Source organism: Krasilnikovia sp. M28-CT-15 (assembly GCF_047159595.1).
In the GTDB taxonomy this organism is placed as follows: Bacteria; Actinomycetota; Actinomycetes; order Mycobacteriales; family Micromonosporaceae; genus Actinoplanes.
In genome coordinates, this window is sequence record NZ_BAAGAK010000001.1 from 1,160,669 (window position 1) to 1,184,234 (window position 23,566).

The 23,566-nt window shown below is 68.1% G+C and carries 38 protein-coding genes; all 38 read left to right on the plus strand.

Annotation, left to right across the window (positions count from 1 at the left end; translation table 11 throughout):
* Positions 1–47: 47 nt before the first annotated feature.
* The 38 genes from ACMCNO_RS05535 (at position 48) to rplQ (ending at position 23,510) form a co-directional block, all read left to right on the plus strand.
* Positions 48–359, plus strand: a complete 312-nt coding sequence (locus ACMCNO_RS05535; RefSeq protein WP_412753623.1) for a hypothetical protein — start codon at positions 48–50, stop codon at positions 357–359.
* A gap of 106 nt (positions 360–465) precedes the next feature.
* A complete protein-coding gene (locus tag ACMCNO_RS05540) occupies positions 466–1,026 on the plus strand; it encodes a hypothetical protein (RefSeq protein ID WP_412748342.1) in 561 nt (186 codons plus the stop codon).
* A gap of 432 nt (positions 1,027–1,458) precedes the next feature.
* Complete coding sequence (gene rpsL / locus ACMCNO_RS05545) at positions 1,459–1,833, plus strand: 30S ribosomal protein S12 (protein WP_014440718.1); 375 nt, start codon at positions 1,459–1,461, stop codon at positions 1,831–1,833.
* A gap of 1 nt (position 1,834) precedes the next feature.
* Entirely contained in the window at positions 1,835–2,305 is a 471-nt protein-coding gene (rpsG, locus tag ACMCNO_RS05550) for a 30S ribosomal protein S7 (protein ID WP_130510628.1), read from the plus strand.
* Between the two features lie 87 nt (positions 2,306–2,392).
* Positions 2,393–4,489, plus strand: coding sequence for an elongation factor G (gene fusA / locus ACMCNO_RS05555; RefSeq protein WP_412748343.1), 2,097 nt, complete (start codon positions 2,393–2,395; stop codon positions 4,487–4,489).
* Positions 4,490–4,605: 116 nt separating this feature from the next.
* Positions 4,606–5,799, plus strand: coding sequence for an elongation factor Tu (gene tuf / locus ACMCNO_RS05560; protein ID WP_412748344.1), 1,194 nt, complete (start codon positions 4,606–4,608; stop codon positions 5,797–5,799).
* A 340-nt stretch (positions 5,800–6,139) separates the two neighbouring features.
* Positions 6,140–6,448 carry a 30S ribosomal protein S10 gene (rpsJ, locus tag ACMCNO_RS05565; protein ID WP_007073037.1) on the plus strand — a complete coding sequence of 103 codons (309 nt, stop codon included), beginning with the start codon at positions 6,140–6,142 and terminating at the stop codon, positions 6,446–6,448.
* A gap of 11 nt (positions 6,449–6,459) precedes the next feature.
* Positions 6,460–7,110, plus strand: coding sequence for a 50S ribosomal protein L3 (rplC, locus tag ACMCNO_RS05570; protein ID WP_412748345.1), 651 nt, complete (start codon positions 6,460–6,462; stop codon positions 7,108–7,110).
* Complete coding sequence (rplD, locus tag ACMCNO_RS05575; RefSeq protein WP_412748346.1) at positions 7,107–7,748, plus strand: 50S ribosomal protein L4; 642 nt, start codon at positions 7,107–7,109, stop codon at positions 7,746–7,748. The genes rplC and rplD overlap by 4 nt, the downstream gene beginning before the upstream one ends.
* The gene (gene rplW, locus ACMCNO_RS05580; RefSeq protein WP_130510633.1) at positions 7,745–8,047 is read left to right on the plus strand and encodes a 50S ribosomal protein L23; all 303 of its coding nucleotides are present in this window, start codon (positions 7,745–7,747) and stop codon (positions 8,045–8,047) included. Before rplD ends, rplW begins: the two co-directional genes overlap by 4 nt.
* A 12-nt stretch (positions 8,048–8,059) precedes the next feature.
* Entirely contained in the window at positions 8,060–8,899 is an 840-nt protein-coding gene (gene rplB / locus ACMCNO_RS05585; protein ID WP_412748347.1) for a 50S ribosomal protein L2, read from the plus strand.
* A 15-nt stretch (positions 8,900–8,914) separates the two neighbouring features.
* Positions 8,915–9,196 (plus strand): 30S ribosomal protein S19, encoded by a 282-nt coding sequence (gene rpsS / locus ACMCNO_RS05590; RefSeq protein ID WP_071803322.1) that lies wholly within the window; start codon positions 8,915–8,917, stop codon positions 9,194–9,196.
* A gap of 37 nt (positions 9,197–9,233) precedes the next feature.
* The gene (gene rplV, locus ACMCNO_RS05595) at positions 9,234–9,692 is read left to right on the plus strand and encodes a 50S ribosomal protein L22 (RefSeq protein WP_412739115.1); all 459 of its coding nucleotides are present in this window, start codon (positions 9,234–9,236) and stop codon (positions 9,690–9,692) included.
* On the plus strand, positions 9,692–10,525 hold the full coding sequence (gene rpsC, locus ACMCNO_RS05600; RefSeq protein WP_412743183.1) for a 30S ribosomal protein S3: 834 nt from the start codon (positions 9,692–9,694) through the stop codon (positions 10,523–10,525). Before rplV ends, rpsC begins: the two co-directional genes overlap by 1 nt.
* 3 nt (positions 10,526–10,528) lie before the next feature.
* Positions 10,529–10,954 (plus strand): 50S ribosomal protein L16, encoded by a 426-nt coding sequence (rplP, locus tag ACMCNO_RS05605; RefSeq protein WP_127545789.1) that lies wholly within the window; start codon positions 10,529–10,531, stop codon positions 10,952–10,954.
* Positions 10,954–11,187: a 50S ribosomal protein L29 gene (rpmC, locus tag ACMCNO_RS05610; RefSeq protein ID WP_412743182.1), complete on the plus strand. Its 234-nt coding sequence runs from the start codon at positions 10,954–10,956 to the stop codon at positions 11,185–11,187. The genes rplP and rpmC overlap by 1 nt, the downstream gene beginning before the upstream one ends.
* Positions 11,184–11,459, plus strand: a complete 276-nt coding sequence (gene rpsQ, locus ACMCNO_RS05615; RefSeq protein ID WP_412748348.1) for a 30S ribosomal protein S17 — start codon at positions 11,184–11,186, stop codon at positions 11,457–11,459. The genes rpmC and rpsQ overlap by 4 nt, the downstream gene beginning before the upstream one ends.
* A 91-nt stretch (positions 11,460–11,550) precedes the next feature.
* Positions 11,551–11,919, plus strand: coding sequence for a 50S ribosomal protein L14 (gene rplN / locus ACMCNO_RS05620; protein ID WP_015619002.1), 369 nt, complete (start codon positions 11,551–11,553; stop codon positions 11,917–11,919).
* Positions 11,916–12,236: a 50S ribosomal protein L24 gene (gene rplX / locus ACMCNO_RS05625; RefSeq protein WP_412753624.1), complete on the plus strand. Its 321-nt coding sequence runs from the start codon at positions 11,916–11,918 to the stop codon at positions 12,234–12,236. The genes rplN and rplX overlap by 4 nt, the downstream gene beginning before the upstream one ends.
* On the plus strand, positions 12,236–12,805 hold the full coding sequence (rplE, locus tag ACMCNO_RS05630) for a 50S ribosomal protein L5 (protein ID WP_412739118.1): 570 nt from the start codon (positions 12,236–12,238) through the stop codon (positions 12,803–12,805). Before rplX ends, rplE begins: the two co-directional genes overlap by 1 nt.
* A 2-nt stretch (positions 12,806–12,807) precedes the next feature.
* Complete coding sequence (locus ACMCNO_RS05635) at positions 12,808–12,993, plus strand: type Z 30S ribosomal protein S14 (protein ID WP_106130632.1); 186 nt, start codon at positions 12,808–12,810, stop codon at positions 12,991–12,993.
* Positions 12,994–13,067: 74 nt separating this feature from the next.
* On the plus strand, positions 13,068–13,475 hold the full coding sequence (gene rpsH / locus ACMCNO_RS05640) for a 30S ribosomal protein S8 (protein ID WP_412748349.1): 408 nt from the start codon (positions 13,068–13,070) through the stop codon (positions 13,473–13,475).
* Positions 13,476–13,488: 13 nt separating this feature from the next.
* Complete coding sequence (gene rplF / locus ACMCNO_RS05645) at positions 13,489–14,028, plus strand: 50S ribosomal protein L6 (RefSeq protein ID WP_412748350.1); 540 nt, start codon at positions 13,489–13,491, stop codon at positions 14,026–14,028.
* A gap of 8 nt (positions 14,029–14,036) precedes the next feature.
* Positions 14,037–14,420, plus strand: coding sequence for a 50S ribosomal protein L18 (rplR, locus tag ACMCNO_RS05650; RefSeq protein ID WP_412753625.1), 384 nt, complete (start codon positions 14,037–14,039; stop codon positions 14,418–14,420).
* A 12-nt stretch (positions 14,421–14,432) separates the two neighbouring features.
* Positions 14,433–15,056: a 30S ribosomal protein S5 gene (gene rpsE, locus ACMCNO_RS05655; RefSeq protein ID WP_412739121.1), complete on the plus strand. Its 624-nt coding sequence runs from the start codon at positions 14,433–14,435 to the stop codon at positions 15,054–15,056.
* Entirely contained in the window at positions 15,056–15,238 is a 183-nt protein-coding gene (gene rpmD, locus ACMCNO_RS05660; protein ID WP_130510645.1) for a 50S ribosomal protein L30, read from the plus strand. Before rpsE ends, rpmD begins: the two co-directional genes overlap by 1 nt.
* A complete protein-coding gene (rplO, locus tag ACMCNO_RS05665; protein ID WP_412748351.1) occupies positions 15,238–15,681 on the plus strand; it encodes a 50S ribosomal protein L15 in 444 nt (147 codons plus the stop codon). The genes rpmD and rplO overlap by 1 nt, the downstream gene beginning before the upstream one ends.
* A gap of 274 nt (positions 15,682–15,955) precedes the next feature.
* Positions 15,956–17,302 (plus strand): preprotein translocase subunit SecY, encoded by a 1,347-nt coding sequence (secY, locus tag ACMCNO_RS05670; RefSeq protein WP_412748352.1) that lies wholly within the window; start codon positions 15,956–15,958, stop codon positions 17,300–17,302.
* Between the two features lie 68 nt (positions 17,303–17,370).
* Positions 17,371–18,024, plus strand: coding sequence for an adenylate kinase (locus ACMCNO_RS05675; protein ID WP_412743176.1), 654 nt, complete (start codon positions 17,371–17,373; stop codon positions 18,022–18,024).
* Positions 18,025–18,026: 2 nt separating this feature from the next.
* Positions 18,027–18,878, plus strand: a complete 852-nt coding sequence (map, locus tag ACMCNO_RS05680) for a type I methionyl aminopeptidase (RefSeq protein WP_412748353.1) — start codon at positions 18,027–18,029, stop codon at positions 18,876–18,878.
* Positions 18,879–18,968: 90 nt separating this feature from the next.
* Complete coding sequence (locus ACMCNO_RS05685; RefSeq protein WP_412753626.1) at positions 18,969–19,490, plus strand: DUF1707 domain-containing protein; 522 nt, start codon at positions 18,969–18,971, stop codon at positions 19,488–19,490.
* 310 nt (positions 19,491–19,800) lie between these two features.
* Positions 19,801–20,022 carry a translation initiation factor IF-1 gene (gene infA / locus ACMCNO_RS05690; protein WP_007073013.1) on the plus strand — a complete coding sequence of 74 codons (222 nt, stop codon included), beginning with the start codon at positions 19,801–19,803 and terminating at the stop codon, positions 20,020–20,022.
* Between the two features lie 48 nt (positions 20,023–20,070).
* Entirely contained in the window at positions 20,071–20,184 is a 114-nt protein-coding gene (gene rpmJ, locus ACMCNO_RS05695; RefSeq protein WP_023358216.1) for a 50S ribosomal protein L36, read from the plus strand.
* Positions 20,185–20,350: 166 nt separating this feature from the next.
* A complete protein-coding gene (rpsM, locus tag ACMCNO_RS05700) occupies positions 20,351–20,731 on the plus strand; it encodes a 30S ribosomal protein S13 (RefSeq protein WP_412748354.1) in 381 nt (126 codons plus the stop codon).
* A gap of 17 nt (positions 20,732–20,748) precedes the next feature.
* Positions 20,749–21,156, plus strand: coding sequence for a 30S ribosomal protein S11 (gene rpsK, locus ACMCNO_RS05705; RefSeq protein ID WP_014440747.1), 408 nt, complete (start codon positions 20,749–20,751; stop codon positions 21,154–21,156).
* Between the two features lie 14 nt (positions 21,157–21,170).
* Positions 21,171–21,797: a 30S ribosomal protein S4 gene (gene rpsD, locus ACMCNO_RS05710; protein WP_412748355.1), complete on the plus strand. Its 627-nt coding sequence runs from the start codon at positions 21,171–21,173 to the stop codon at positions 21,795–21,797.
* 94 nt (positions 21,798–21,891) lie between these two features.
* Entirely contained in the window at positions 21,892–22,914 is a 1,023-nt protein-coding gene (locus tag ACMCNO_RS05715) for a DNA-directed RNA polymerase subunit alpha (RefSeq protein WP_130510652.1), read from the plus strand.
* 65 nt (positions 22,915–22,979) lie between these two features.
* Positions 22,980–23,510, plus strand: coding sequence for a 50S ribosomal protein L17 (gene rplQ / locus ACMCNO_RS05720; protein ID WP_412748356.1), 531 nt, complete (start codon positions 22,980–22,982; stop codon positions 23,508–23,510).
* Positions 23,511–23,566: the final 56 nt, after the last annotated feature.

A 23,566-nucleotide genomic window follows, 5' to 3' on the forward strand; every position in this document is an offset into this window, starting at 1 on the left:
AAGATGGCCTGGTGACCCTTCCCGCCGGCGTCCCTACCCGCCACCCGATGGATCCCGAGCCCGTGCCGTCCACGAAGGCCCGGGCCGTGTTCGTGCTCGGCGTGGTGGCGCTGCTCACCGGGGCGTTCGTCGGCGGCGTGATTCCGGCCACGATCGCGTTGCTGCTGGCCCGGCAGGCCGAGCGCCAGGCGTACCTGGCCGCCGGCTACCTGACCGGGGGCCGGTGGGTGCGCCGCGGCCGGGTACTCGCCTGGGCGGGGATCGTGCTGGCCACGACGACGCTGGTGGTGGCGGTCATCGCCGGGCTGTTGCACCTCGCGGGACCGCCGGGGCCGGATTTCGACTCGAACACCGACTGAGCACCCCTCATCGGCTCGTGCACCGGCAGAACCGTGCCGAACGCGGGTCGGCGGCCCCCCGGTGGCCGGGCTGCGGCGGGTCACGGACGGGTGACATGCTCGTGGGGTGACGCAGCCACCGGGTTCGTGGTCGGGCGGGCCGTTCGACGCGCCGCCGCCGACCCCCACCGTCCCCTTCCCGTCCGCCACGCCGGGGCAACCACAGGCGCTGGGCACGCCGTACCCGGCCTTGACGGCGGTCCCGCCGCCGCCCGCGCCGAACGAGCGATGGCGCCCGGCCCGGGTCGATCCGGTGGTGGGTACGGAATTCGGGCTGGTGCAGTACTCGGTCCCGCCGATCGCCTCCGGCCTGGCGACCGGCGCGATGATCGCCGGAATCGCCTCGATCCTGGTGTCACTGCTGGTGTTCTGCTTCGGGCTGTCCGGCGCCTCGGAGGGCTGGGGTGGCTGGGTGGGCGGCGCGTTCGCGCTCCTGGCCGTGTTGGCCGGCGGCGGTGCCATCGCGGTCGGGCTGGTGGGGCTGCGGCAGATCCGCCGCTCCGGCGAGTCCGGCCGGGCCCGCTTCACCGGTCGGGGCCGCGCCATCGCGGGCATCTCGTGCGGCGGGGTGGGGGCTGGTCTGGCGTTGCTGGCGCTGGTGTTGACGCTGTTGTTGCAGTTCTCCTGACCCCTGCCGCCCGGGTTCGGGCACTGCGGCCATGCCGTGTCTGGGCACCCGGTACACTTGGTGCGCGGAGATGTCCATCGTGGGAGTAGGTCTTGATGGGGACCAAGTTTCATGCTGAGTGCGGCGTGAAGCTGGGCCACCGAGCCGCCTCGTTTTGACCTGCGTGCCTGCGATGGGTACTCTTTCCCCTCGTGCCTGGGCTCGCCCGGGCAACTCGTGCGTGCGCCCGAGTCGGTTATTGCGACGGGGCAGCAGCACGATGGGCGTCGAGCCCTGACACAGACAAGACCCGCTGTGCAACGCACGGCGGGACCGTGAGCCGGACGACACGCCCGACCGCGGGTGCCGGACGGAACCCCGTCCGGCACACACAGGCAGTACGAGAAGACGGTGCGGCCGCAACAAAGCGGCCGAAGGGAGCGGAGAAACCCGGTGCCCACGATCCAGCAGCTGGTCCGAAAGGGCCGCCAGGCGAAGACGAGTAAGACCAAGACGCCGGCGCTGAAGGGAAGTCCTCAGCGGCGCGGCGTGTGCACGCGCGTGTACACCACTACCCCCAAGAAGCCGAACTCTGCGCTGCGCAAGGTCGCTCGTGTGAAGCTCAGCAGCCAGATCGAGGTGACGGCGTACATCCCGGGTGTCGGCCACAACCTGCAGGAGCACTCGATCGTGCTCGTGCGCGGCGGTCGTGTGAAGGACCTGCCCGGCGTCCGCTACAAGATCGTCCGCGGTTCGCTGGACACCCAGGGTGTCCGCAACCGCAAGCAGGCTCGCAGCCGCTACGGCGCGAAGAAGGAGAAGAGCTGACATGCCGCGTAAAGGCCCCGCGCCGCGCCACCCGGTCGTCCCCGACCCGGTGTACAACTCGCCGCTGGTAACGCAGCTCGTCAACAAGATCCTGATCGGCGGCAAGCGTCAGCTCGCCGAGCGCATCGTGTACGGCGCCCTGGAGGGCTGCCGGGAGAAGACCGGCACCGACCCCGTGGTCACCCTCAAGCGCGCGATGGACAACGTGAAGCCGACCCTCGAGGTCCGCAGCCGCCGCGTCGGTGGCGCGACCTACCAGGTCCCGGTCGAGGTCCGCGTCCCCCGGCAGACGACCCTCGGTCTGCGCTGGCTGGTCCAGTACTCCAAGGCCCGCCGCGAGAAGACCATGATCGAGCGCCTCCAGAACGAGCTGCTCGACGCCAGCAACGGGCTCGGTGCCGCGGTCAAGCGGCGCGAGGACACGCACAAGATGGCGGAGTCCAACAAGGCCTTCGCGCACTACCGCTGGTAACGAAGCGCTGCCGGCCCGGTTCCCGCCGGGCCGGCGCAGCAGTCGTACCGGTCCACGAGACGACGACGTAGAAAAGTAGGGATTGAAGTGGCCGCCGCAGACGCGCTCGCCAAGGTTCGCAACATCGGCATCATGGCGCACATCGACGCTGGTAAGACCACGACGACCGAGCGGATCCTGTTCTACACCGGTATCACGTACAAGATCGGTGAAGTCCACGAGGGCGCGGCCGTCATGGACTGGATGGAGCAGGAACAGGAACGCGGCATCACCATCACCTCCGCCGCCACGAAGTGCGAGTGGAAGGGACACACGATCCAGATCATCGACACGCCCGGCCACGTCGACTTCACGGTCGAGGTCGAGCGGTCGCTGCGTGTCCTGGACGGCGCGGTCGCGGTGTACGACGGTGTGGCCGGTGTGGAGCCGCAGACCGAGAACGTCTGGCGGCAGGCGGACAAGTACCACGTCCCGCGCATGTGCTTCGTCAACAAGCTCGACCGGACCGGCGCGGACTTCTTCCGCTGCGTCCAGATGATGATCGACCGGCTGAACGCCACCCCGCTGGTCCTGCAGATCCCGATCGGCCTCGAGGGCGACCACATCGGCGTCGTGGACCTGGTCGGCATGCGCGCCCTCACCTGGCGCGGCGAGACCCAGAAGGGCGAGGACTACGCGGTCGAGGAGATCCCGGCCGACCTGGTCGACTCCGCGAACGAGTGGCGCGAGAAGCTGATCGAGACGCTGGCCGACGTGGACGACGCCGTCATGGAGAAGTACCTCGAGGGCGAAGAGGTCTCCCAGGACGAGATCGTGGCGGCGATCCGGCGCGCCACGATCGCCAGCAAGGCCAACCCGGTGCTGTGTGGCTCGGCGTTCAAGAACAAGGGCGTGCAGCCCATGCTCGACGCCGTGGTCGCCTACCTGCCGTCGCCGCTGGACGTCCCGGCCATCGAGGGCACCGCCACGGACGGCGAGACGCCGCTGCTGCGCAAGCCGTCCAACGACGAGCCGTTCTCGGCGCTGGCGTTCAAGATCCAGACTGACAAGCACCTCGGCAAGCTGACGTACGTCCGGGTCTACTCCGGCACGCTCGAATCCGGATCCCAGGTGGTCAACTCCACCAAGGACCGCAAGGAGCGGATCGGCAAGATCTACCAGATGCACGCCAACAAGCGCGAGGAGCGGCCGACGGCGCAGGCCGGCGACATCATCGCCGTGCAGGGCCTGAAGCAGACCACCACCGGTGACACGCTCAGCGACCCGGCGAACCCGGTCATCCTGGAGTCGATGACCTTCCCGGAGCCGGTCATCCAGGTCGCGATCGAGCCGAAGACCAAGTCTGACCAGGAGAAGCTGGGCACCGCGATCCAGCGTCTGGCCGAGGAGGACCCGACCTTCCGCGTCTGGAACGACGAGGAGACCGGGCAGACCGTCATCGCCGGCATGGGCGAGCTGCACCTCGACATCCTCGTGGACCGCATGCGGCGCGAGTTCAACGTCGAGGCGAACATCGGCAAGCCGCAGGTGGCGTACCGCGAGACGATCCGCGGCACGGTGGAGAAGCTCGACTACGTCCACAAGAAGCAGACCGGTGGCTCGGGTCAGTACGCGAAGGTCATCGTCAAGCTGGAGCCGCTGCCGATGACGGCGGACGGCCCGACGTACGAGTTCGTCAACGCGGTCTCCGGCGGCCGCATCCCCCGGGAGTTCATCCCCTCGGTGGACGCGGGTGCCCAGGACGCCATGCAGTACGGCGTGCTCGCCGGCTTCCCGCTGGTCGGCGTCAAGCTGACCCTGCTGGACGGCCAGTACCACGAGGTCGACTCGTCCGAGATGGCGTTCAAGATCGCCGGCTCGATGGTGATGAAGGAGGCGGCCCGCAAGGCCGACCCCGCGCTGCTCGAGCCGATGATGTCCGTCGAGGTCACCACGCCCGAGGACAACATGGGCGACGTCATCGGCGACCTCAACTCCCGCCGCGGGATCATCCAGTCGATGGAGGAGCGTTCCGGCGCCCGCCTCGTCAAGGCTCTGGTGCCGCTCTCGGAGATGTTCGGCTACGTCGGCGACCTCCGGTCGAAGACCCAGGGCCGGGCGAGCTACAGCATGCAGTTCGACTCCTACGCCGAGGTCCCGGCCAACGTGGCGAAGGAGATCATCGCGAAGGCCACCGGAGCCTGATCGGTGAGGCGCGTGCGGTCCGTCGCGGAGCGCACGCGCACGAGCAGTCGACAGAGTCCTAAGCGCCACCTCGGCGCGCCGGGCGAGAAAAGAACCCAGTCCACAGGAGGACACCAGTGGCGAAGGCGAAGTTCGAGCGGACTAAGCCGCACGTCAACATCGGCACCATTGGTCACATCGACCACGGTAAGACGACGCTGACTGCGGCCATCACGAAGGTCCTGCACGACCAGTACCCGGACCTGAACCCGTACACCCCGTTCGACGAGATCGACAAGGCGCCGGAGGAGAAGGCCCGCGGCATCACGATCTCGATCGCGCACGTCGAGTACCAGACCGAGGCGCGCCACTACGCGCACGTGGACTGCCCCGGCCACGCCGACTACATCAAGAACATGATCACCGGTGCCGCGCAGATGGACGGCGCGATCCTGGTGGTCGCGGCGACCGACGGCCCGATGCCGCAGACCAAGGAGCACGTGCTCCTGGCCCGCCAGGTCGGCGTTCCGTACATCGTCGTGGCGCTGAACAAGAGCGACATGGTCGAGGACGAGGAGCTCCTGGAGCTCGTCGAGCTCGAGGTCCGCGAGCTGCTCAGCACGTACGAGTTCCCGGGCGACGACGTGCCGGTCGTGCGCGTCTCCGCGCTCAAGGCGCTCGAGGGCGACCCGACCTGGTCGGAGAAGCTCATGGAGCTGATGAACGCGGTCGACACCGCGATTCCGCAGCCCGAGCGGGAGACCGAGAAGCCGTTCCTCATGCCGATCGAGGACGTCTTCACGATCACCGGTCGCGGTACGGTCGTCACCGGCCGGGCCGAGCGCGGCATCCTCAAGCCGAACGAGGAGGTCGAGATCGTCGGCATCCGCGAGAAGTCGACGAAGACCGTCTGCACCGGCATCGAGATGTTCCGCAAGCTGCTCGACGAGGCCCGCGCGGGTGAGAACGTCGGTCTGCTGCTGCGTGGCATCAAGCGCGAGGACGTCGAGCGCGGCATGGTGGTCGTCAAGCCGGGCACCACGACCCCGCACACGGAGTTCGAGGGCCAGGTCTACATCCTCTCGAAGGAAGAGGGCGGCCGGCACACCCCGTTCTTCCAGAACTACCGTCCGCAGTTCTACTTCCGCACCACGGACGTCACCGGCGTCGTCACGCTGCCCGAGGGCACCGAGATGGTCATGCCGGGCGACTCCACCACCATGAGCGTGAAGCTGATCCAGCCGATCGCCATGGAGCAGGGCCTGAAGTTCGCGATCCGCGAGGGTGGCCGCACGGTCGGCGCCGGAACGGTCACGAAGATCAACAAGTGAGTACGGTGACCCCGATTAGCGTTGCCGCTGTGAATACGGCATACTAGTCAGGTTGCGTCCGCGCAGGGTGGTTGGCAGTTACGCACTTCTCAAGAGCATCGCTCCGAGAGGGGTTTGGCTGCCAACCGCCCTCGCCCGGTGTCCGGCGCGTGCTTCGGCCGCCGGCACTCTGATCCCCGCGATCACCGATCGCTCCAGCGTGCTGGGGCGGAGCTCGGTTCCGGCGCGCGACACGCCCGACCGCGGGGGTCGGACATCGCAGGATCGACGGTCCTGCGGGCATGCGAGGGCCACCCGCTTTCGCACGTAGCGGCATCGAGAGAAGGAAACAGAAGCCATCATGGCGGGACAGAAGATCCGCATCCGGCTCAAGGCCTATGACCACGAGGTCGTCGACTCCTCGGCGCGAAAGATCGTCGAGACGGTGACGCGTACCGGGGCGCAGGTTGCAGGCCCGGTGCCGCTGCCCACGGAGATCAACCGTTTCTGCGTGATCCGTTCGCCGCACAAGTACAAGGACTCGCGCGAGCACTTCGAGATGCGCACGCACAAGCGTCTGATCGACATCATCGACCCGACTCCGAAGACGGTCGACTCGCTCATGCGCCTCGACCTGCCGGCTGGCGTCGACATCGAGATCAAGCTGTAGGGATCCGGACAATGGACAGGCAAGTGAAGGGCATCCTGGGCGCCAAGCTCGGCATGACTCAGGTGTGGGACAACGGCAAGGTCGTCCCAGTCACCGTGGTGCAGGCCGGCCCGTGCGTCGTGACCCAGGTCCGCACCCCCGAGACGGACGGTTACTCCGCCGTCCAGCTGGCGTTCGGCGCCATTGACCCGCGCAAGGTCAACAAGCCCGAAGGCGGCCACTACGCGAAGGCAGGTGTGTCGCCGCGGCGCCACCTCGTCGAGCTGCGCACCACGGACGCGACCGCGTACGAGCTCGGTCAGGAGGTCACCGTCGAAGCGTTCGCGCCCGGGACCCCGATCGACGTCACCGGCAAGACCAAGGGCAAGGGCTACGCCGGTGTCATGAAGCGGCACGGCTTCCACGGCCTCAAGGGCAGCCACGGTGTCGAGCGCAAGCACCGCTCGCCCGGCTCGATCGGCGCCTGCGCCACCCCGGCCCGTGTCTTCAAGGGCACCCGGATGGCCGGCCGCATGGGCTCCAAGCGGTTCACGGTGCAGAACCTGACCGTCCAGGCAGTCGACACCGAGAACAACCTGATCCTGGTCAAGGGCGCCGTGCCCGGTCCCAAGGGCGCGCTGATCCTGGTCCGCACCGCGGCGAAGAAGGGTGGTGCCCAGTGAGTTCCGTCGACGTGCTGAACGCTGAGGGTGCCAAGGCCGGCTCCGTCGAGCTGCCCGACGACATCTTCGACGTGCAGGCGAACATCCCGCTGATGCACCAGGTCGTCGTGGCCCAGCTCGCCGCGGCCCGGCAGGGCACGCACAAGGCGAAGACCCGCGGCGAGGTCGCCGGTGGTGGCAAGAAGCCGTACAAGCAGAAGGGCACCGGTCGCGCCCGTCAGGGCTCGATCCGCGCGCCGCAGTTCGCCGGCGGTGGCGTCGTGCACGGTCCCGTGCCGCGCGACTACAGCCAGCGGACCCCGAAGAAGATGAAGGCGGCCGCGCTGCGCGGTGCCCTCTCCGACCGGGCCCGCGAGAACCGGGTGCACGTGGTCGAGGCGTTCGTCAGCGGCGAGACGCCGTCGACCAAGGCCGCGATCGCCACCCTGCGCAAGGTCACCCAGGCCCGCAAGGTCCTGGTGGTGCTGAGCGCCCACGACGAGCTGAACTGGCTGTCGCTGCGTAATGAGGCGTCCGTCCACCTGATCGAGGCCGGCCAGCTCAACACGTACGACGTGCTGGTCGCCGACGACGTCGTCTTCACCAGGGCCGCGCTGGACGAGTTCCTGGGCGTGCCGGCCGAGGAGGGGAACAAGTGAGCACGATCGCCGACCCGCGCGACGTCATCTTCGCGCCCGTGGTCTCCGAGAAGAGCTACAGCGTTCTCGACCAGAACTGGTACACGTTCCTCGTCCACCCGGACGCGAACAAGACCCAGATCAAGATCGCGATCCAGCAGATCTTCGGTGTCCGGGTCCTGACGGTGAACACCATCAACCGTGAGGGCAAGCGCAAGCGCACCAAGACCGGCTTCGGTCAGCGCAAGGCCACCAAGCGCGCGATGGTCAAGCTGGCTGACGGTGACCGTATCGAGGCCTTCGGCGGCCCGGTCAGCTAAGGGGTTTGACTCATGCCTATTCGTAAGTACAAGCCGACCACGCCGGGCCGTCGTGGCTCCAGCGTCGCCGACTTCGCCGAGATCACCCGGTCGACGCCGGAGAAGTCCCTGCTGGTGCCGCTGCCCAAGAAGGGCGGGCGCAACGTCCACGGCCGCATCACCACGCGGCACCAGGGCGGCGGCCACAAGCGGCAGTACCGGCTGATCGACTTCAAGCGCAACGACAAGGACGGCGTGCCGGCCAAGGTCGCGCACATCGAGTACGACCCGAACCGCACCGCCCGCATCGCACTGCTGCACTACGCCGACGGCGAGAAGCGCTACATCGTCGCGCCGAAGGACCTCAAGCAGGGCGACCGGGTCGAGTCGGGCGTCGGCGCGGACATCAAGCCGGGCAACAACCTGCCCCTGCGTAACATCCCGGTCGGTACGACGGTCCACGGCGTGGAGCTTCGTCCCGGCGGTGGCGCCAAGCTGGCCCGTTCGGCCGGCTGCGGTATCCAGCTGCTCGGCCGTGAGGGTGCGTACGCCACGCTGCGTATGCCCTCCGGTGAGATCCGCCGCGTCGACGTGCGCTGCCGCGCCACTGTCGGCGAGATCGGCAACGCCGACCAGTCGAACATCAACTGGGGCAAGGCCGGCCGGATGCGCTGGAAGGGCAAGCGCCCGACCGTCCGTGGTGTCGCCATGAACCCGATCGACCACCCGCACGGTGGTGGTGAGGGCAAGACCTCCGGTGGTCGCCACCCGGTCAACCCGGCTGGTAAGCCGGAGGGCCGTACCCGCCGCAAGGGCCAGGAGAGCGACCGCATGATCGTTCGCCGCCGCTACGCCACCCGCAAGCGCGGGTAACGGGAGTAGAAGAAGATGCCTCGCAGCCTGAAGAAGGGCCCGTTCATCGACGACCACCTGCTCAAGAAGGTGGAAGTCCAGAACGAGAAGAACTCGAAGAACGTCATCAAGACCTGGTCGCGGCGCTCGACGATCATTCCCGACATGCTCGGGCACACGATCGCCGTGCACGACGGGCGCAAGCACGTCCCGGTGTTCATCACCGAGGCCATGGTCGGCCACAAGCTCGGCGAGTTCGCGCTGACCCGTACGTTCAAGGGTCACGAGAAGGACGACCGCAAGAGCCGTCGGCGCTGAGCAGACACACGGATTAGAGGATCAAGGAGCTACAGCGATGCCAGTTAAGGGCGACGCACCGGCGCTTCCGGGCGCGCGGGCGGTTGCGCGTCACGTGCGCATCTCGCCGAACAAGGCGCGCCGGGTGATCAACCTCGTCCGCGGTCTGCCCGCGAAGGAGGCGCTCACGGTGCTGCAGTTCGCGCCGCAGGCGGCGAGTGAGCAGGTTTACAAGGTGCTCGCCAGCGCGATCGCGAACGCGGAGAACAACGAGCGGCTCGACCCCGACGCACTCCTCGTCAGCGAGGCGTTCGTCGACGAGGGTCCGACGTTGAAGCGGTTCCGGCCGCGCGCGCAGGGCCGGGCGTACCGGATCCGCAAGCGCACCTGCCACATCACCGTGGCTGTCGAGGCGGTCCAGACGGCCCGCCCGGCGAAGAAGGCCGCAGCGAAGAAGGCCACCAAGGCCGCTGAGCCGCAGGCCGCCGAGTCCCAGAGCACGGAGGGTGCCGAGTAATGGGTCAGAAGGTTCACCCCACCGGGTTCCGCCTCGGCATTTCCACGGACTGGAAGTCCCGCTGGTTCGCAGACAAGCTCTACAAGGACTACATCGGCGAGGACGTCAAGATCCGCCGGATGATGTCCAAGGGCCTGGAGCGCGCCGGCATTTCCAAGGTGGACATCGAGCGGACCCGCGACCGGGTCCGCGTCGACATTCACACCGCCCGGCCGGGCATCGTCATCGGCCGTAAGGGTGCGGAGGCCGACCGGATCCGCGGCGAGCTGGAGAAGCTCACCGGCAAGCAGGTCCAGCTCAACATCCTCGAGGTGAAGAGCCCCGAGTCGGACGCGCAGCTGGTGGCGCAGGGCGTCGCCGAGCAGCTGTCCAGCCGGGTCAGCTTCCGCCGGGCGATGCGCAAGGCCATGCAGTCGGCCATGAAGAACCCGATCTGCAAGGGCATCCGGGTGCAGGTCTCCGGCCGTCTCGGCGGCGCGGAGATGAGCCGCACGGAGTTCTACCGTGAGGGTCGCGTCCCGCTGCACACCCTGCGCGCCAACATCGAGTACGGCTTCTTCGAGGCCCGTACGACGTTCGGCCGCATCGGCGTGAAGGTGTGGATCTACAAGGGCGACGCCGTGCCGGGCCGTGAGGCCCCGGCCGAGGCGCCCGCGCGTCCGCGCCGCGAGCGTGGCGACCGCCCCGACCGCCCGCGCCGTGGCCGTTCCGGTTCGTCCGGGACGACCGCCGGGGGCACCGAGGCCGGTCGTGCGGCTCAGGCCGCCGCCACCGAGTCGACCGAAACGGCCGCGCCCGCCGCGGCTCCGGCCGAGACGCAGCAGGAGGGCTGACACATGCTGATGCCGCGTAAGCCCCCGAAGGGCTTCCGCAAGCCGCACCACCCGGACCGCTCTGGCGCGTCCAAGGGCGGCAACCGGGTGGTCTTCGGCGAGTTCGGTATCCAGGCGTTGGAGCCGGCATATGTGACCAACCGGCAGATCGAGTCGGCGCGTATCGCGATGACCCGTCACATCAAGCGTGGTGGCAAGGTCTGGATCTCGATCTTCCCGGACCAGGCACTGACCAAGAAGCCCGCCGAGACCCGGATGGGTTCCGGTAAGGGTTCGCCCGAGTGGTGGGTGGCGAACGTCAAGCCGGGACGGATCCTCTTCGAGATGTCCTTCCCGAACGAGACGATCGCGCGCGAGGCGATGCGCCGCGCGATCCACAAGCTCCCGATGAAGTGCCGCATCGTGACACGCGAAGTGGGTGAAAGCTGATGGCAGCGGGCGTTAAGGCCGGCGAGCTGCGCGAACTCTCCGAGGAGGAGCTGGTCGCTCGGCTGCGGGAGGCCAAGGCGGAGCTGTTCAATCTCCGCGTGCAGGGCGCCACGGGCCAGCTCGACAACCACCGTCGGTTGCAGGTCGTCCGTCGGGACATCGCACGGATCTACACGATCATGCGTGAGCGCGAGCTGGGTCTCTCGGTCGCGCCGGATGAGGTGACAGCGTGACTGAGAACAGCACCGTCGAGGCGCGGGCCCAGCGCAAGGTGCGCGAGGGGCTCGTGGTCAGCGACAAGATGGACAAGACCGTCGTCGTCGAGGTCGAGGACCGCGTCAAGCACGCGCTGTACGGCAAGGTTCTGCGGCGTACCAGCAAGCTGAAGGCGCACGACGAGCAGAATGCCTGCGGAATCGGCGACCGGGTGCTGCTGATGGAGACCCGTCCGCTGTCCGCCACCAAGCGGTGGCGGGTCGTGGAGATCCTCGAAAAGGCCAAGTGAGTGCGCCGGGCCGGCTCGACCGGCCCGGCGGCCCATCGTTCCGCCAAGCTTCGGTACGTCTCCGGAGAACTGGCAGACATAGGAGACAGACGTGATCCAGCAGGAGTCGCGACTGCGCGTCGCCGACAACACGGGTGCCCGGGAGATTCTGTGCATCCGCGTGCTCGGTGGCTCCGGTCGTCGCTACGCGAGCATCGGCGACGTCATCGTGGCCACGGTCAAGGACGCCATCCCGGGCGCCGGTGTGAAGAAGGGTGACGTCGTGAAGGCGGTCATCGTCCGCACCGCCAAGGAGAAGCGCCGGCCCGACGGCTCGTACATCCGGTTCGACGAGAACGCCGCCGTGATCATCAAGGACGGCGGTGACCCCCGCGGCACCCGCATCTTCGGCCCGGTCGGGCGCGAGCTGCGCGACAAGCGGTTCATGAAGATCATCAGCCTGGCGCCGGAGGTGCTCTGACCGTGAAGATCAAGAAGGGCGACACGGTCGTCGTCATCGCCGGTAAGGACAAGGGTGCCAAGGGTAAGGTCATCGCGGCCTTCCCGCGGCAGGACAAGGTCCTCGTCGAGGGCGTCAACCGCATCAAGAAGCACGAACGCATCCGCACCACTCAGCGCGGCTCCAAGACCGGTGGCATCGTCACCCAGGAGGCCCCGATCCACATCTCGAACGTGCAGATCGTGGACGACCAGGGCAAGCCGACCCGTGTCGGCTACCGCTTCGACGAGAACGGGCAGAAGATCCGTATCGCGCGTAGCACTGGTAAGGACCTGTGATGACTGCCGCTACCGAGACCAAGACCCTGCCCCGGCTCAAGCAGAAGTACCGCGAAGAGGTCGTAGCCGGGCTCAAGGAGCAGTACAAGTACGGCAACCCGATGCAGGTTCCCGGCCTGGTGAAGGTCGTCGTGAACATGGGTGTGGGTGAGGCCGCCCGCGACGCCAAGCTGATCGACGGCGCCGTGCGTGACCTGACCACCATCACCGGCCAGAAGCCGCTGGTGCGCCGGGCCACCAAGTCGATCGCGCAGTTCAAGCTCCGCGAGGGCATGCCGATCGGCGCGAAGGTCACGCTGCGCGGCGACCGGATGTGGGAGTTCCTCGACCGGCTGCTGTCGATCGCGCTGCCCCGTATCCGGGACTTCCGTGGCCTGGACGGGCGCAAGCTCGACGGGCACGGCAACTACACCTTCGGTCTGACCGAGCAGTCGGTGTTCCACGAGATCGACCAGGACAAGATCGACCGGACGCGCGGCATGGACATCACGGTGGTCACGACCGCCACCACCGACGACGAGGGCCGGGCGCTGCTCAAGCTCCTGGGCTTCCCGTTCAAGGAGAACTGAGCATGGCGAAGAAGGCGCTGATCCTCAAGGCTGCCGCGAAGCCGAAGTTCGCTGTGCGCGCGTACACCCGTTGCCAGCGCTGCGGGCGCCCGCACTCGGTCTACCGCAAGTTCGGCCTCTGCCGGGTGTGCATCCGGGAGATGGCCCACCGCGGTGAGCTCCCGGGCGTGTCGAAGGCTTCCTGGTAACCGACTTATTGCAACACCGCTTCGCCGTAGGCCCGGACTACGGGAACCCCGGCGAGAAAGGTTGACGAACACCCATGACGATGACTGACCCGATCGCAGACATGCTCACGCGTCTGCGTAACGCCAACCAGGCGTACCACGACAAGGTGGAGATGCCCTTCTCGAAGATCAAGGCGAACATCGCCGAGGTCCTCAAGGCAGAGGGTTACATCGCCGCCTGGTCGGCCGAGGAGCCCGCGGAGGGCGCGGTCGGCCGGCGTCTGGTCGTTGAGCTCAAGTACGGCCAGAACCGCGAGCGCAGCCTTGCCGGCATCAAGCGCGTGTCCAAGCCCGGTCTGCGGGTGTACGCCAAGTCCGACGAGCTCCCGCGCGTGCTCGGCGGCCTGGGCGTCGCGATCATCTCGACGTCCCAGGGGCTGCTGACCGACCGGCAGGCCCGCAAGCGGAGCGTGGGCGGGGAAGTCCTCGCCTTCGTCTGGTAACGGAGACTCTGACATGTCGCGAATCGGACGTAAGTCGATCCCGGTCCCGGCCGGGGTCGACGTCACCATCAAGGGCCAGACCGTCAAGGTCAAGGGCCCCAAGGGCGAGCTCTCGCACGTCGTCTCCGAGCCGATCACGGTCGCGCAGGAGGGTGGCGAGCTGCACGTCAACCGCCCCAACGACGAGCGGAAGGCCAAGGAGCTGCATGGCCTGTCGCGCACGCTGGTCGCCAACATGATCATCGGCGTCACCGAGGGCTACAAGAAGACGCTGGAGATCAACGGCACCGGTTACCGGGTCACGGCCAAGGGCAAGGACCTCGAGTTCGCCCTCGGCTTCTCGCACCCGGTCAACGTGCCCGCTCCGGCCGGCATCACCTTCTCGGTGGAGAAGCCCACCCAGTTCACGGTGTCGGGCATCGACAAGCAGCTGGTCGGCGAGGTCGCCGCGAACATCCGGAAGATCCGCCCGCCGGAGCCGTACAAGGGCAAGGGCGTCAAGTACCAGGGCGAGGTCATCCGCCGCAAGGCTGGAAAGGCAGGTAAGAAGTGACCGCCACGCTGCTCAAGCGCCGCAATGGCGGCGGTGTCGCCGCCAAGCGCTCCGTGGGCCGGGCGCGTCGGCACTTCCGGGTCCGCAAGAACCTGCGGGGCTCGGCCGAGCGTCCGCGCCTCGTCGTCACCCGATCGCTGCGGCACATCACCGCGCAGGTCATCGACGACCTCAAGGGGCACACGCTCGCCTCGGCCTCCACGCTGGACGCCTCGCTGCGCGGCGCGGAGGGCAACAAGAGCGCCCTGGCCGGCAAGGTCGGTGCCCTCATCGCCGAGCGGGCCAAGGCCGCGGGCGTGTCCAAGGTCGTCTTCGACCGCGGTGGCAACCAGTACGGCGGGCGGCTCGCGGCTCTCGCCGACGCCGCCCGCGAAGCCGGACTCGAGTTCTAGGAAGGAAGACCTATGCCTGGTCAGCAGCGCCGTGGCGGTGGGTCCGGCGGTAACACCGAAGGTGGCGGCCGCCGGGACAACCGCCGCGAGGGCGGTCGCGGCAACGCGCCCGTCGAGAAGACCCCCCATCTCGAGCGGGTCGTCGCGATCAACCGTGTCGCCAAGGTCGTCAAGGGTGGTCGTCGCTTCAGCTTCACCGCTCTGGTGATCGTCGGCGACGGCGACGGCACCGTCGGTATCGGATACGGCAAGGCCAAGGAGGTGCCCGCGGCGATCGCCAAGGGTGTCGAGGAGGCCAAGAAGCACTTCTTCAAGGTGCCGCGGATCGGTGCGACGATCCCGCACCCGATCCAGGGTGAGGCCGCGGCCGGTGTCGTGCTCCTCAAGCCCGCCTCCGCCGGTACCGGCGTCATCGCCGGTGGCCCGGTCCGCGCGGTCCTGGAGTGCGCCGGCATCCACGACGTGCTCTCGAAGAGCCTCGGCTCGTCGAACCCGATCAACATCGTGCACGCGACGGTGGCCGCGCTGAAGGGCCTCGAGTCGCCGGAGAAGGTCGCGGCCCGCCGCGGCCTGCCGGTCGAGGACGTGGCGCCGGCGGCCATGCTGGCGGCGCGTGCGGAAGCGGCGGTGCACTGATGGCACGCCTGAAGGTCACCCAGGTCCGGTCCGACATCGGTCGTAAGCAGAACCAGCGGGACTCCCTGCGGTCGCTCGGCCTCAAGCGGATCAACGATGTGGTCGTCAAGGAGGACCGCCCCGAGATCCGGGGCATGATCTTCGCCGTGCGCCACCTCGTGAATGTTGAGGAGGTCGAGTAATGGCGATCAAGGTCCACCACCTCCGCCCGGCGCCCGGCGCCAAGACCGCGAAGACCCGGGTGGGTCGCGGTGAAGGCTCCAAGGGCAAGACCGCCGGTCGGGGCACCAAGGGCTCGAAGGCCCGGAAGAACATCTCGGCGGCGTTCGAGGGTGGTCAGATGCCCATCCACATGCGCCTGCCGAAGCTGAAGGGCTTCAAGAACCGGAACAAGGTCGTGTTCCAGGTCGTGAACCTGGACCGGCTGGCCGAGCTGTTCCCGAACGGCGGCCAGGTCGGCCCGCTGGAGCTGGCCGAGGCGGGCGCCGTCCGCCGGGGCCAGCTGGTCAAGATTCTCGGCTCGGGCGAGCTGGGGGGCGTGACGCTGCAGATCTCGGCGCACGCGTTCAGCGAGTCCGCCAAGGAGAAGATCGCGGCCGCAGGTGGTTCCACCACCGAGCTGTGACGGCTTGCGGGGGTGCCCGCCCGGGGCGCCGACAGGCGCTGGGGCCGGCATCCCCGTTGTGGCGTCGGCCCGGTGTTCCACCGGAGCCGGCGCCGCTGTCGCGGGGTCGCCGAGGCGGCGCGGGGCGCAGCCGGGTGGCACATCCGGCCACCGTGCCTGACCTCAACCGCACCAGACTGTTAGAGTCCGTTCCCAGCTAGGAAAATCGGTCGTCCGGGCCGATCCCTATCGTCGAACCGCCGGTCAGGCGGCCACCCTGCGCAGGAGGAAGAAGTTGCTCTCCGCCTTTACCAGTGCGTTCCGGACGCCTGACCTGCGCAAGAAGCTGCTGTTCACAGTGGCGATCATCGCGGTGTACCGGCTCGGCGCGACCCTGCCCAGCCCGGGCGTCTCGTACACCAACGTGCAGAACTGCATCAAAGCGGTGAACGACAGCCAGGAGGGCACGGGGATCCTCAACCTGCTCAACCTGTTCTCGGGCGGCGCACTTCTGTCGCTGTCGGTCTTCGCGCTGGGGATCATGCCGTACATCACGGCGTCGATCATCCTGCAGCTGCTGACCGTGGTGATTCCGCGCCTGGAGCAGCTGCGCAAGGAGGGCCAGTCCGGCCAGGCGAAGATCACCCAGTACACCCGCTACCTGACGCTGGGGCTGGCGATCCTGCAGTCCTCGGCGTTCGTGGCGCTGGCCCGCTCCGGCCAGCTCTTCGCCGGGAACTGCCCGCAGGACAACCCCAAGTTCGCGATCATCCCGAAGGACACCGGGATCCCGGACTGGCTGACGCTGACCATGCTGGTGATCACGATGACCGCCGGTACGGGTGTGGTCATGTGGCTCGGCGAGCTGATCACCGACCGTGGCGTCGGCAACGGCATGTCCGTACTGATCTTCACCTCGATCGCAGCCCGCCTCCCCGGCGAGGGCTGGACGATCAAGGAGCAGAGCGGTTGGGACAAGTTCACGCTCGTGATCGTGCTCGTCCTGCTGATCATCTGTGCGGTCGTCTTCATCGAACAGGCGCAACGGCGCATCCCGGTCCAGTACGCCAAGCGCATGATCGGCCGGCGGATGTACGGCGGCACCTCGACCTACATCCCGCTCAAGGTCAACCAGGCGGGTGTCGTCCCGGTCATCTTCGCGTCGTCGCTGCTCTACCTGCCGCAGCTCTACCTGCAGTTCTTCGACAAGAACGATCTCAAGGACTACCAGGTCTGGATCCAGAACCACCTGGCGGACCCGACCAGTCCGATCTACATCGCCACGTACTTCTTGATGATCATCTTCTTCACGTACTTCTACGTCTCGATCACGTTCAACCCGACCGAGGTCGCAGACAACATGAAGAAGTATGGTGGGTTCGTCCCGGGCATCCGGCCCGGCAAGCCGACCGCCGACTACCTCGACTTCATCCTCAGCCGGATCACCCTGCCGGGTGCGCTGTACCTCGGCCTGATCTCGGTGCTGCCGAACTTCTTCTTCATCTGGCTCAATGCGAAGCAGTACCAGAACTTCCCGTTCGGTGGTACCGCGGTGCTGATCATGGTTGGTGTGGGCCTGGAGACGGTGAAGCAGATCGAGAGCCAGCTGATGCAGCGCAACTACGAAGGGTTCCTCCGGTAGTGGGGACGCGGAGCCGGGGGGCTCGCGCGTCGGCGATTGCTCGTTCTCACCGAAGCGAGGCGATGTAGGTGCGGCTGGTGCTGGTAGGCCCTCCGGGGGCCGGCAAGGGAACACAGGCAGAGTACATCGCCGCCCACCTTGCCGTACCGAAGATCTCGACGGGGGACATCTTCCGGGCCAACGTCTCGCAGGGGACACCGCTGGGCATTGAGGCGAAGCGGTACATGGATGCTGGTCACCTCGTCCCGGACGAGGTGACCATCAACATGGTCCGGGACCGGCTGGCCGAGCCGGACGCGGCGGACGGCTTTCTGCTCGACGGCTTTCCCCGTACGGTGCCGCAGGCGTCGGCGCTGGACAAGCTGCTGGCCGACCTGGGCACGGCGCTCGACCTGGTGATGGAGCTCGTCGTCGACGACGACGAGGTGATCAGGCGACTGTCCGGGCGGCGCACCTGCCGGGGCTGCGGCAAGATCTGGCACATCGAGTTCGACCCCACCACCAAGGAAGACGTCTGCGACCGGTGCGGCTCCGAGCTGTTCCAGCGCGACGACGACAAGGCCGAGACGATCGCCAACCGGCTGGTCGAGTACACCGAGAAGACCGCGCCCCTGGTCGACTTCTACGGTGCGCAGGGCAAGCTGGTCGGCATCGACGCCACGGGCCCGGTCGAGGACGTGACCGACCGCGCCATCGAGGCGCTGCGGTCGTACGGGAGCTGATCGTGCGTCGTACCCAGCTGGACATCCAGCTGAAGACCCCGGAGCAGATCGAGCTGATGCGTGCTGCCGGGCTGGTGGTCGCTGCCGCCCTACAGGCGATGCGCGAGGCGGTCGCCCCGGGGGTCTCCACCGCGGACCTGGACGCCGTCGCCGAGAAGGTGATCCGCGACGCCGGGGCAATTCCGTCGTTCAAGGGCTACCACGGCTTCCCGGCCTCCATCTGCGCCTCGGTCAACGAGCAGGTCGTGCACGGCATCCCCGCCGCCGGCCAGGTCCTCCAGGAGGGCGACCTGATCTCGCTGGACTGCGGCGCGATCCTGGACGGCTGGCACGGCGACTCGGCAATCACCGTCGGGGTGGGCGAGACCGACCCGGCCCTGCTGAAGATGGCGCAGGTGGCGGAGGATGCGATGTGGGCGGGCATCGCCGCCGCCGCGCGTGGGTGCGCCAACGGCCGGGGTCGTCTGACCGACATCTCGTTCAACGTCGAGAAGGCGATCCGCGCGGCGGGCCGCTACGGGATCGTGGAGGGCTACGGCGGGCACGGCATCGGCACGGAGATGCACCAGGATCCGCACGTGCTCAACCACGGCAAGCCCGGCAAGGGGCCGCGCCTGGTCCCCGGCCTGTGCCTGGCCATCGAGCCGATGATCACCATGGGCTCACCGCGCACCCAGGAGCTGTCCGACGGCTGGACGGTGGTGACCCGGGACGGGTCCATGGCCGCCCACGTCGAGCACACCATGGCGCTGTTGGACGACGGGGTCTGGGTGACGACGGCCCCGGACGGCGGCCGGGCCCGCCTCGGAGACCTGGTGACCGCCCGCCAGCCCCTGCCCGACTCGATCAACTGAGCGCCGCAGGCCCGGGCACGCTCCGCCGGGGATGCGCCATCGCGCCCATCGATGACGGCTGGCATGCTGGACGGCATGGGGCGTGACGAGATGCGGGCCGCCGACGCCGACCGGCAGCAGGTCGCGGCCCGGCTGCAGGCGGCCCTCGATGAGGGCCGGCTCGACCTGGGCGAGTACGACGAGCGGCTGCAGCGGGCGTACGCCGCGAAGACCTACGGTGAGCTGGACACCCTGCTCACCGACTTGCCCGCGGTCCCGGCGCAGCCTGGCCCGGCCTCGGCCGTGGTCCCGGCCGAGGAGCACTCGACCCGGCGCTGGCTTCTGCAGGTGTGGAGCAGCTGGGTCCCGGCGGTGGCCGTGACCACCGCGGTGTGGGGCGCGACCAGCCTGGCCTCGGGACATGCGGGGTACTACTGGCCGGTCTGGGTGGCCGGGCCGTGGGGCGCGGTGCTGGTGTGGCAGACGGTGGCGGGGCTGGCCAGTGGAGAGCCCCGGCGGCAGGCGGCGCAGCGGGCCAGGGAACTGGCCAAGGAGCAAGCCCGGCAACTGCGACGGGAGCGCCGGGCGCTGGGCGCGGACGAGGCGCCGGAATCCCCGGGGCAACCGGGATGAGCCGGGCACGCGGTGTCCGGCGGGACGGGTCGGGCGGACGCGTCCGGAGGTGACGCCGTGAGCGCCCATGGTGGGGCGGTTCGTCCGGTTTCGGAGCCCTCGACACACCCGACCCCGGGTTACGGCGACCTCGGTTTGGTGTCGATGCCTCGGCACGCGTACACTGGCTAGCTGGCGCGCAGCGTCCACTCCGGCATGTCTACCAAGCGCTTCTGGTGGGGCCGGAGCCGCGGCTGGACCGGGCCCCTCAAGGGCTCGGGTAAGGCGTTGCGAGCTTGCCCCAAGACCCCAATGTCAGGTAGCGGAGGACATGCCCAAGAAAGACGGAGCCATCGAGATTGAGGGCCGAGTGATCGAGCCCCTGCCCAACGCGATGTTCCGCGTCGAGCTGGCGAACGGTCACAAGGTGCTGGCTCACATCAGCGGCAAGATGCGACAGCACTACATCCGCATCCTGCCCGAGGACAGGGTCGTCGTGGAGCTTTCCCCGTACGACCTGACCCGTGGGCGCATTGTCTACCGGTACAAATAACGGGTAGCGGGGTTCCTTTCCCGTCTGACTGAAAGTTAAGGCCAAACCGTGAAGGTCAAGCCGAGCGTCAAGCGGATCTGCAACAAGTGCCGGGTTATCCGCCGGCACGGCCGGGTCATGGTCATCTGCGACGACCCGCGCCACAAGCAGCGCCAGGGCTGAAAGCCCGGGCCCTGCCAGGTCCGTACCTAAGAAAAGCTCGTTCCAGCCGCGGTCAGCACGTCGATGACACGCGGACTCACCCCCGGTCGGAGGCCGGGGCCCGCCCGGGCAGGCGGGGTGGGATGGGCACAGACCTCCGTGAGAAAGCTGAGGAGTACGCCCGCACATGGCACGTCTCGTCGGCGTTGATCTACCCCGCGAGAAGCGGATGGAGATCGCGCTCACCTACATCTTCGGTATCGGTCGCACGCGCGCCGTGGAGGCGCTTACCGCGACCGCCATCGATCTGAACAAGCGCGCCAAGGACCTCACGGAAGAGGAGCTGGTCCAGCTCCGCAACTACATTGAGGCCAATTTCAAGGTTGAGGGCGACCTGCGCCGCGAGGTCGCCGCGGACATCCGCCGCAAGGTCGAGATCGGCTGCTACGCCGGCATCCGGCACCGCCGGGGTCTCCCCGTCCGGGGCCAGCGGACCCGTGTCAACGCTCGTACCCGCAAGGGTCCGAAGCGCACGGTCGCCGGTAAGAAGAAGCCCGGTCGGAAGTAATAGGAGCGCACTGACTCATGCCACCGAAGGCACGCGCTGGGGCCGCCGTCAAGAAGGTCCGGCGCAAGGAACGCAAGAACGTCGCCCACGGGCAGGCGCACATCAAGAGCACCTTCAACAACACCATCGTGTCGATCACCGACCCGACCGGTGCTGTGATCTCCTGGGCCTCTTCGGGCCAGGTGGGCTTCAAGGGCTCCCGCAAGTCGACTCCGTTCGCCGCGCAGCTGGCCGCCGAGGCCGCCGCGCGCCGGGCCATGGAGCACGGCATGCGCAAGGTCGACGTGTTCGTCAAGGGCCCCGGCTCCGGCCGGGAGACCGCCATCCGTTCGCTGCAGGCAGCGGGCCTCGAGGTCGGCCAGATCTCCGACGTCACGCCCCAGCCGCACAACGGATGCCGCCCGCCGAAGCGTCGTCGGGTCTGAGAGGTAGAGGACTAATGGCTCGCTATGCAGGTGCCGACTGCCGCCGTTGCCGTCGGGAGAAGATGAAGCTGTTCCTCAAGGGCAGCAAGTGCGACGGACCGAAGTGCCCGTTCGAGTCCCGGCCGTTCCCGCCCGGGCAGCACGGCCGCGGTCGCACCAAGGAGACGGAGTACCTGCTCCAGCTCCGTGAGAAGCAGAAGGCCCGCCGTATCTACGGCATTCTCGAGAAGCAGTTCCGCGGGTACTACGAGGAAGCTGTCGCCAAGCCGGGCAAGACCGGTGAGGTGCTGCTGCAGATCCTCGAGTCCCGGCTCGACAACGTGGTCTACCGGGCGGGCTACGCCTCGTCCCGGGACATGGCCCGTCAGCTGGTCAAGCACGGCCACTTCACCGTCAACGGCGTGAAGGTCGACATCCCGTCGTACCGGGTGAAGGAGCACGACATCGTGCAGACGCGGGAGAAGTCCCGTGAGCTGACGCCGTTCGTCGTGGCGCAGGCGCAGGCGGGGTCCCGCCCGGTGCCGGCGTGGCTGGAGCCGATCCCCAGCCAGATGAAGATCCTGATCCACTCGCTCCCGGCCCGCCAGGTCATCGACACCCAGGTCCAGGAGCAGTTGATCGTCGAGCTCTACTCCAAGTAGCAGCTCAGGGGATGCCGGTCGCACGGCCGGCATTCCCCGCACCACCATCGGACGGGCATCAAATAGCGGGTGCCCCGACAGAAAGAAGAACACCGTGCTCATCAGCCAGCGGCCGAGCCTCTCGGAAGAGTCGCTCAGCGAGACACGCTCCCGCTTCACCATCGAGCCCCTGGAGCCCGGCTTCGGGTACACCCTGGGCAACTCGCTGCGCCGTACGCTGCTGTCGTCCATCCCGGGCGCGGCGGTCACCAGCATCAAGATCGACGGCGTGCTGCACGAGTTCACCACGATCCCCGGTGTCAAGGAGGACGTGGTCGAGCTCGTCATGAACGTCAAGGAGCTCACGGTCAGCTCCGAGCACGACGAGCCGGTCAGCATGTACCTGCGCAAGCAGGGCCCCGGCGACGTCACCGCGGGCGACATCCAGCCCCCGGCCGGTGTCTCGGTGCACAACCCCGACCTGAAGCTGGCCACGCTGAACAGCAAGGGCCGCCTCGACATGGAACTCACGGTCGAGCGGGGCCGTGGCTACGTCACCGCCGCCCAGAACAAGAACGCGGGTGCCGAGATCGGCCGGATCCCGGTCGACTCCATCTACTCGCCGGTGATGAAGGTGACCTACCGCGTCGAGGCCACCCGTGTCGAGCAGCGCACCGACTTCGACCGCCTGATCATCGATGTCGAGTCGAAGGCGTCGATCTCCCCGCGGACCGCGCTGGCCTCGGCCGGCTCGACCCTGGTCGAGCTGTTCGGCCTGTGCCGGGAGCTGGACGAGACCGCCGAGGGCATCGACATCGGACCGTCCCCGCAGGACGCCCAGCTGGCCGCCGACCTCGCCCTGCCGATCGAGGAGCTGGACCTCACGGTCCGGTCGTACAACTGCCTCAAGCGCGAGGGCATCAACACGGTCGGCGAGTTGATAGGGCGTACGGAGGCCGACCTGCTCGATATAAGGAATTTCGGTCAGAAGTCGATCGACGAGGTCAAGATGAAGCTCGCGGGCATGGGCCTGGGCCTCAAGGACAGCGCGCCGTCCTTCGACCCGGCGCACGTCGTGGACTCGTTCGGCGACGTGGACTACGACACCGACGACTACCGCGAGACCGAGCAGCTCTAATCTCGGCTGCCGCCGTGCCGGCGGCTTCGCCGCCGCACTGCAAGGAAACTGACGAGGAGCATCGAATGCCCACGCCCACCAAGGGTCCCCGCCTCGGCGGCAGCCCGGCGCACGAAAAGCTGCTGCTGGCCAACCTGGCCACGGAGCTCTTCCGGCACGGGAAGATCAAGACCACCGAGACCAAGGCCCGGCGCCTGCGCCCGCTGGCCGAGCACCTGATCACCAAGGCCAAGCGCGGCGACCTGCACGCCCGTCGCCGGGTGCTGACGGTCGTCAAGGACAAGGACGTCGTGTACGCCCTGTTCGAGCAGATCGCGCCGCGCTACGGCAACCGGCCGGGTGGCTACACCCGGATCACCAAGACCGGTCCGCGCAAGGGCGACGCCGCTCCGATGGCGGTCATCGAGCTGGTCGAGGAGCTGCAGGTCGCGGCTACCGGCGCGCCGCGCAAGGCGGCCCGCAAGGCCGCCGCGCAGCAGGACAAGGTCGAGGCCCTGGCCCGCGAGGAAGAGGTCCCGACCTCGACCGCCGCCGACCAGGATTCCGAGCCGCCGGTGAGCGCGTCCGGCGACAAGGGCGAAGACACCACGGCCTGATCGGTCACGCACGGTCCGACCGGCCCGGCGCCCTCGCGGGGGCGCCGGGCCGTTCC

Coding starts and splice junctions, on each gene's coding strand:
- rpsK (WP_014440747.1), top strand. CDS start 20,749: ATGCCACCGAAGGCACGCGCTGGGGCCGCCGTCAAGAAGGTCCGGCGC.
- rpsJ (WP_007073037.1), top strand. CDS start 6,140: ATGGCGGGACAGAAGATCCGCATCCGGCTCAAGGCCTATGACCACGAG.
- ACMCNO_RS05535 (WP_412753623.1), top strand. CDS start 48: ATGGATCCCGAGCCCGTGCCGTCCACGAAGGCCCGGGCCGTGTTCGTG.
- rplC (WP_412748345.1), top strand. CDS start 6,460: ATGGACAGGCAAGTGAAGGGCATCCTGGGCGCCAAGCTCGGCATGACT.
- rplQ (WP_412748356.1), top strand. CDS start 22,980: ATGCCCACGCCCACCAAGGGTCCCCGCCTCGGCGGCAGCCCGGCGCAC.
- rplF (WP_412748350.1), top strand. CDS start 13,489: ATGTCGCGAATCGGACGTAAGTCGATCCCGGTCCCGGCCGGGGTCGAC.
- rplV (WP_412739115.1), top strand. CDS start 9,234: ATGCCAGTTAAGGGCGACGCACCGGCGCTTCCGGGCGCGCGGGCGGTT.
- rplE (WP_412739118.1), top strand. CDS start 12,236: ATGACTGCCGCTACCGAGACCAAGACCCTGCCCCGGCTCAAGCAGAAG.
- rplO (WP_412748351.1), top strand. CDS start 15,238: ATGGCGATCAAGGTCCACCACCTCCGCCCGGCGCCCGGCGCCAAGACC.
- rpmD (WP_130510645.1), top strand. CDS start 15,056: ATGGCACGCCTGAAGGTCACCCAGGTCCGGTCCGACATCGGTCGTAAG.
- rpsH (WP_412748349.1), top strand. CDS start 13,068: ATGACGATGACTGACCCGATCGCAGACATGCTCACGCGTCTGCGTAAC.
- rpmC (WP_412743182.1), top strand. CDS start 10,954: ATGGCAGCGGGCGTTAAGGCCGGCGAGCTGCGCGAACTCTCCGAGGAG.
- ACMCNO_RS05685 (WP_412753626.1), top strand. CDS start 18,969: ATGCGGGCCGCCGACGCCGACCGGCAGCAGGTCGCGGCCCGGCTGCAG.
- infA (WP_007073013.1), top strand. CDS start 19,801: ATGCCCAAGAAAGACGGAGCCATCGAGATTGAGGGCCGAGTGATCGAG.
- rplP (WP_127545789.1), top strand. CDS start 10,529: ATGCTGATGCCGCGTAAGCCCCCGAAGGGCTTCCGCAAGCCGCACCAC.
- ACMCNO_RS05635 (WP_106130632.1), top strand. CDS start 12,808: ATGGCGAAGAAGGCGCTGATCCTCAAGGCTGCCGCGAAGCCGAAGTTC.
- rpsD (WP_412748355.1), top strand. CDS start 21,171: ATGGCTCGCTATGCAGGTGCCGACTGCCGCCGTTGCCGTCGGGAGAAG.
- rpsG (WP_130510628.1), top strand. CDS start 1,835: ATGCCGCGTAAAGGCCCCGCGCCGCGCCACCCGGTCGTCCCCGACCCG.
- rpsE (WP_412739121.1), top strand. CDS start 14,433: ATGCCTGGTCAGCAGCGCCGTGGCGGTGGGTCCGGCGGTAACACCGAA.
- rpsM (WP_412748354.1), top strand. CDS start 20,351: ATGGCACGTCTCGTCGGCGTTGATCTACCCCGCGAGAAGCGGATGGAG.
- rpsS (WP_071803322.1), top strand. CDS start 8,915: ATGCCTCGCAGCCTGAAGAAGGGCCCGTTCATCGACGACCACCTGCTC.
- rpsC (WP_412743183.1), top strand. CDS start 9,692: ATGGGTCAGAAGGTTCACCCCACCGGGTTCCGCCTCGGCATTTCCACG.
- rplB (WP_412748347.1), top strand. CDS start 8,060: ATGCCTATTCGTAAGTACAAGCCGACCACGCCGGGCCGTCGTGGCTCC.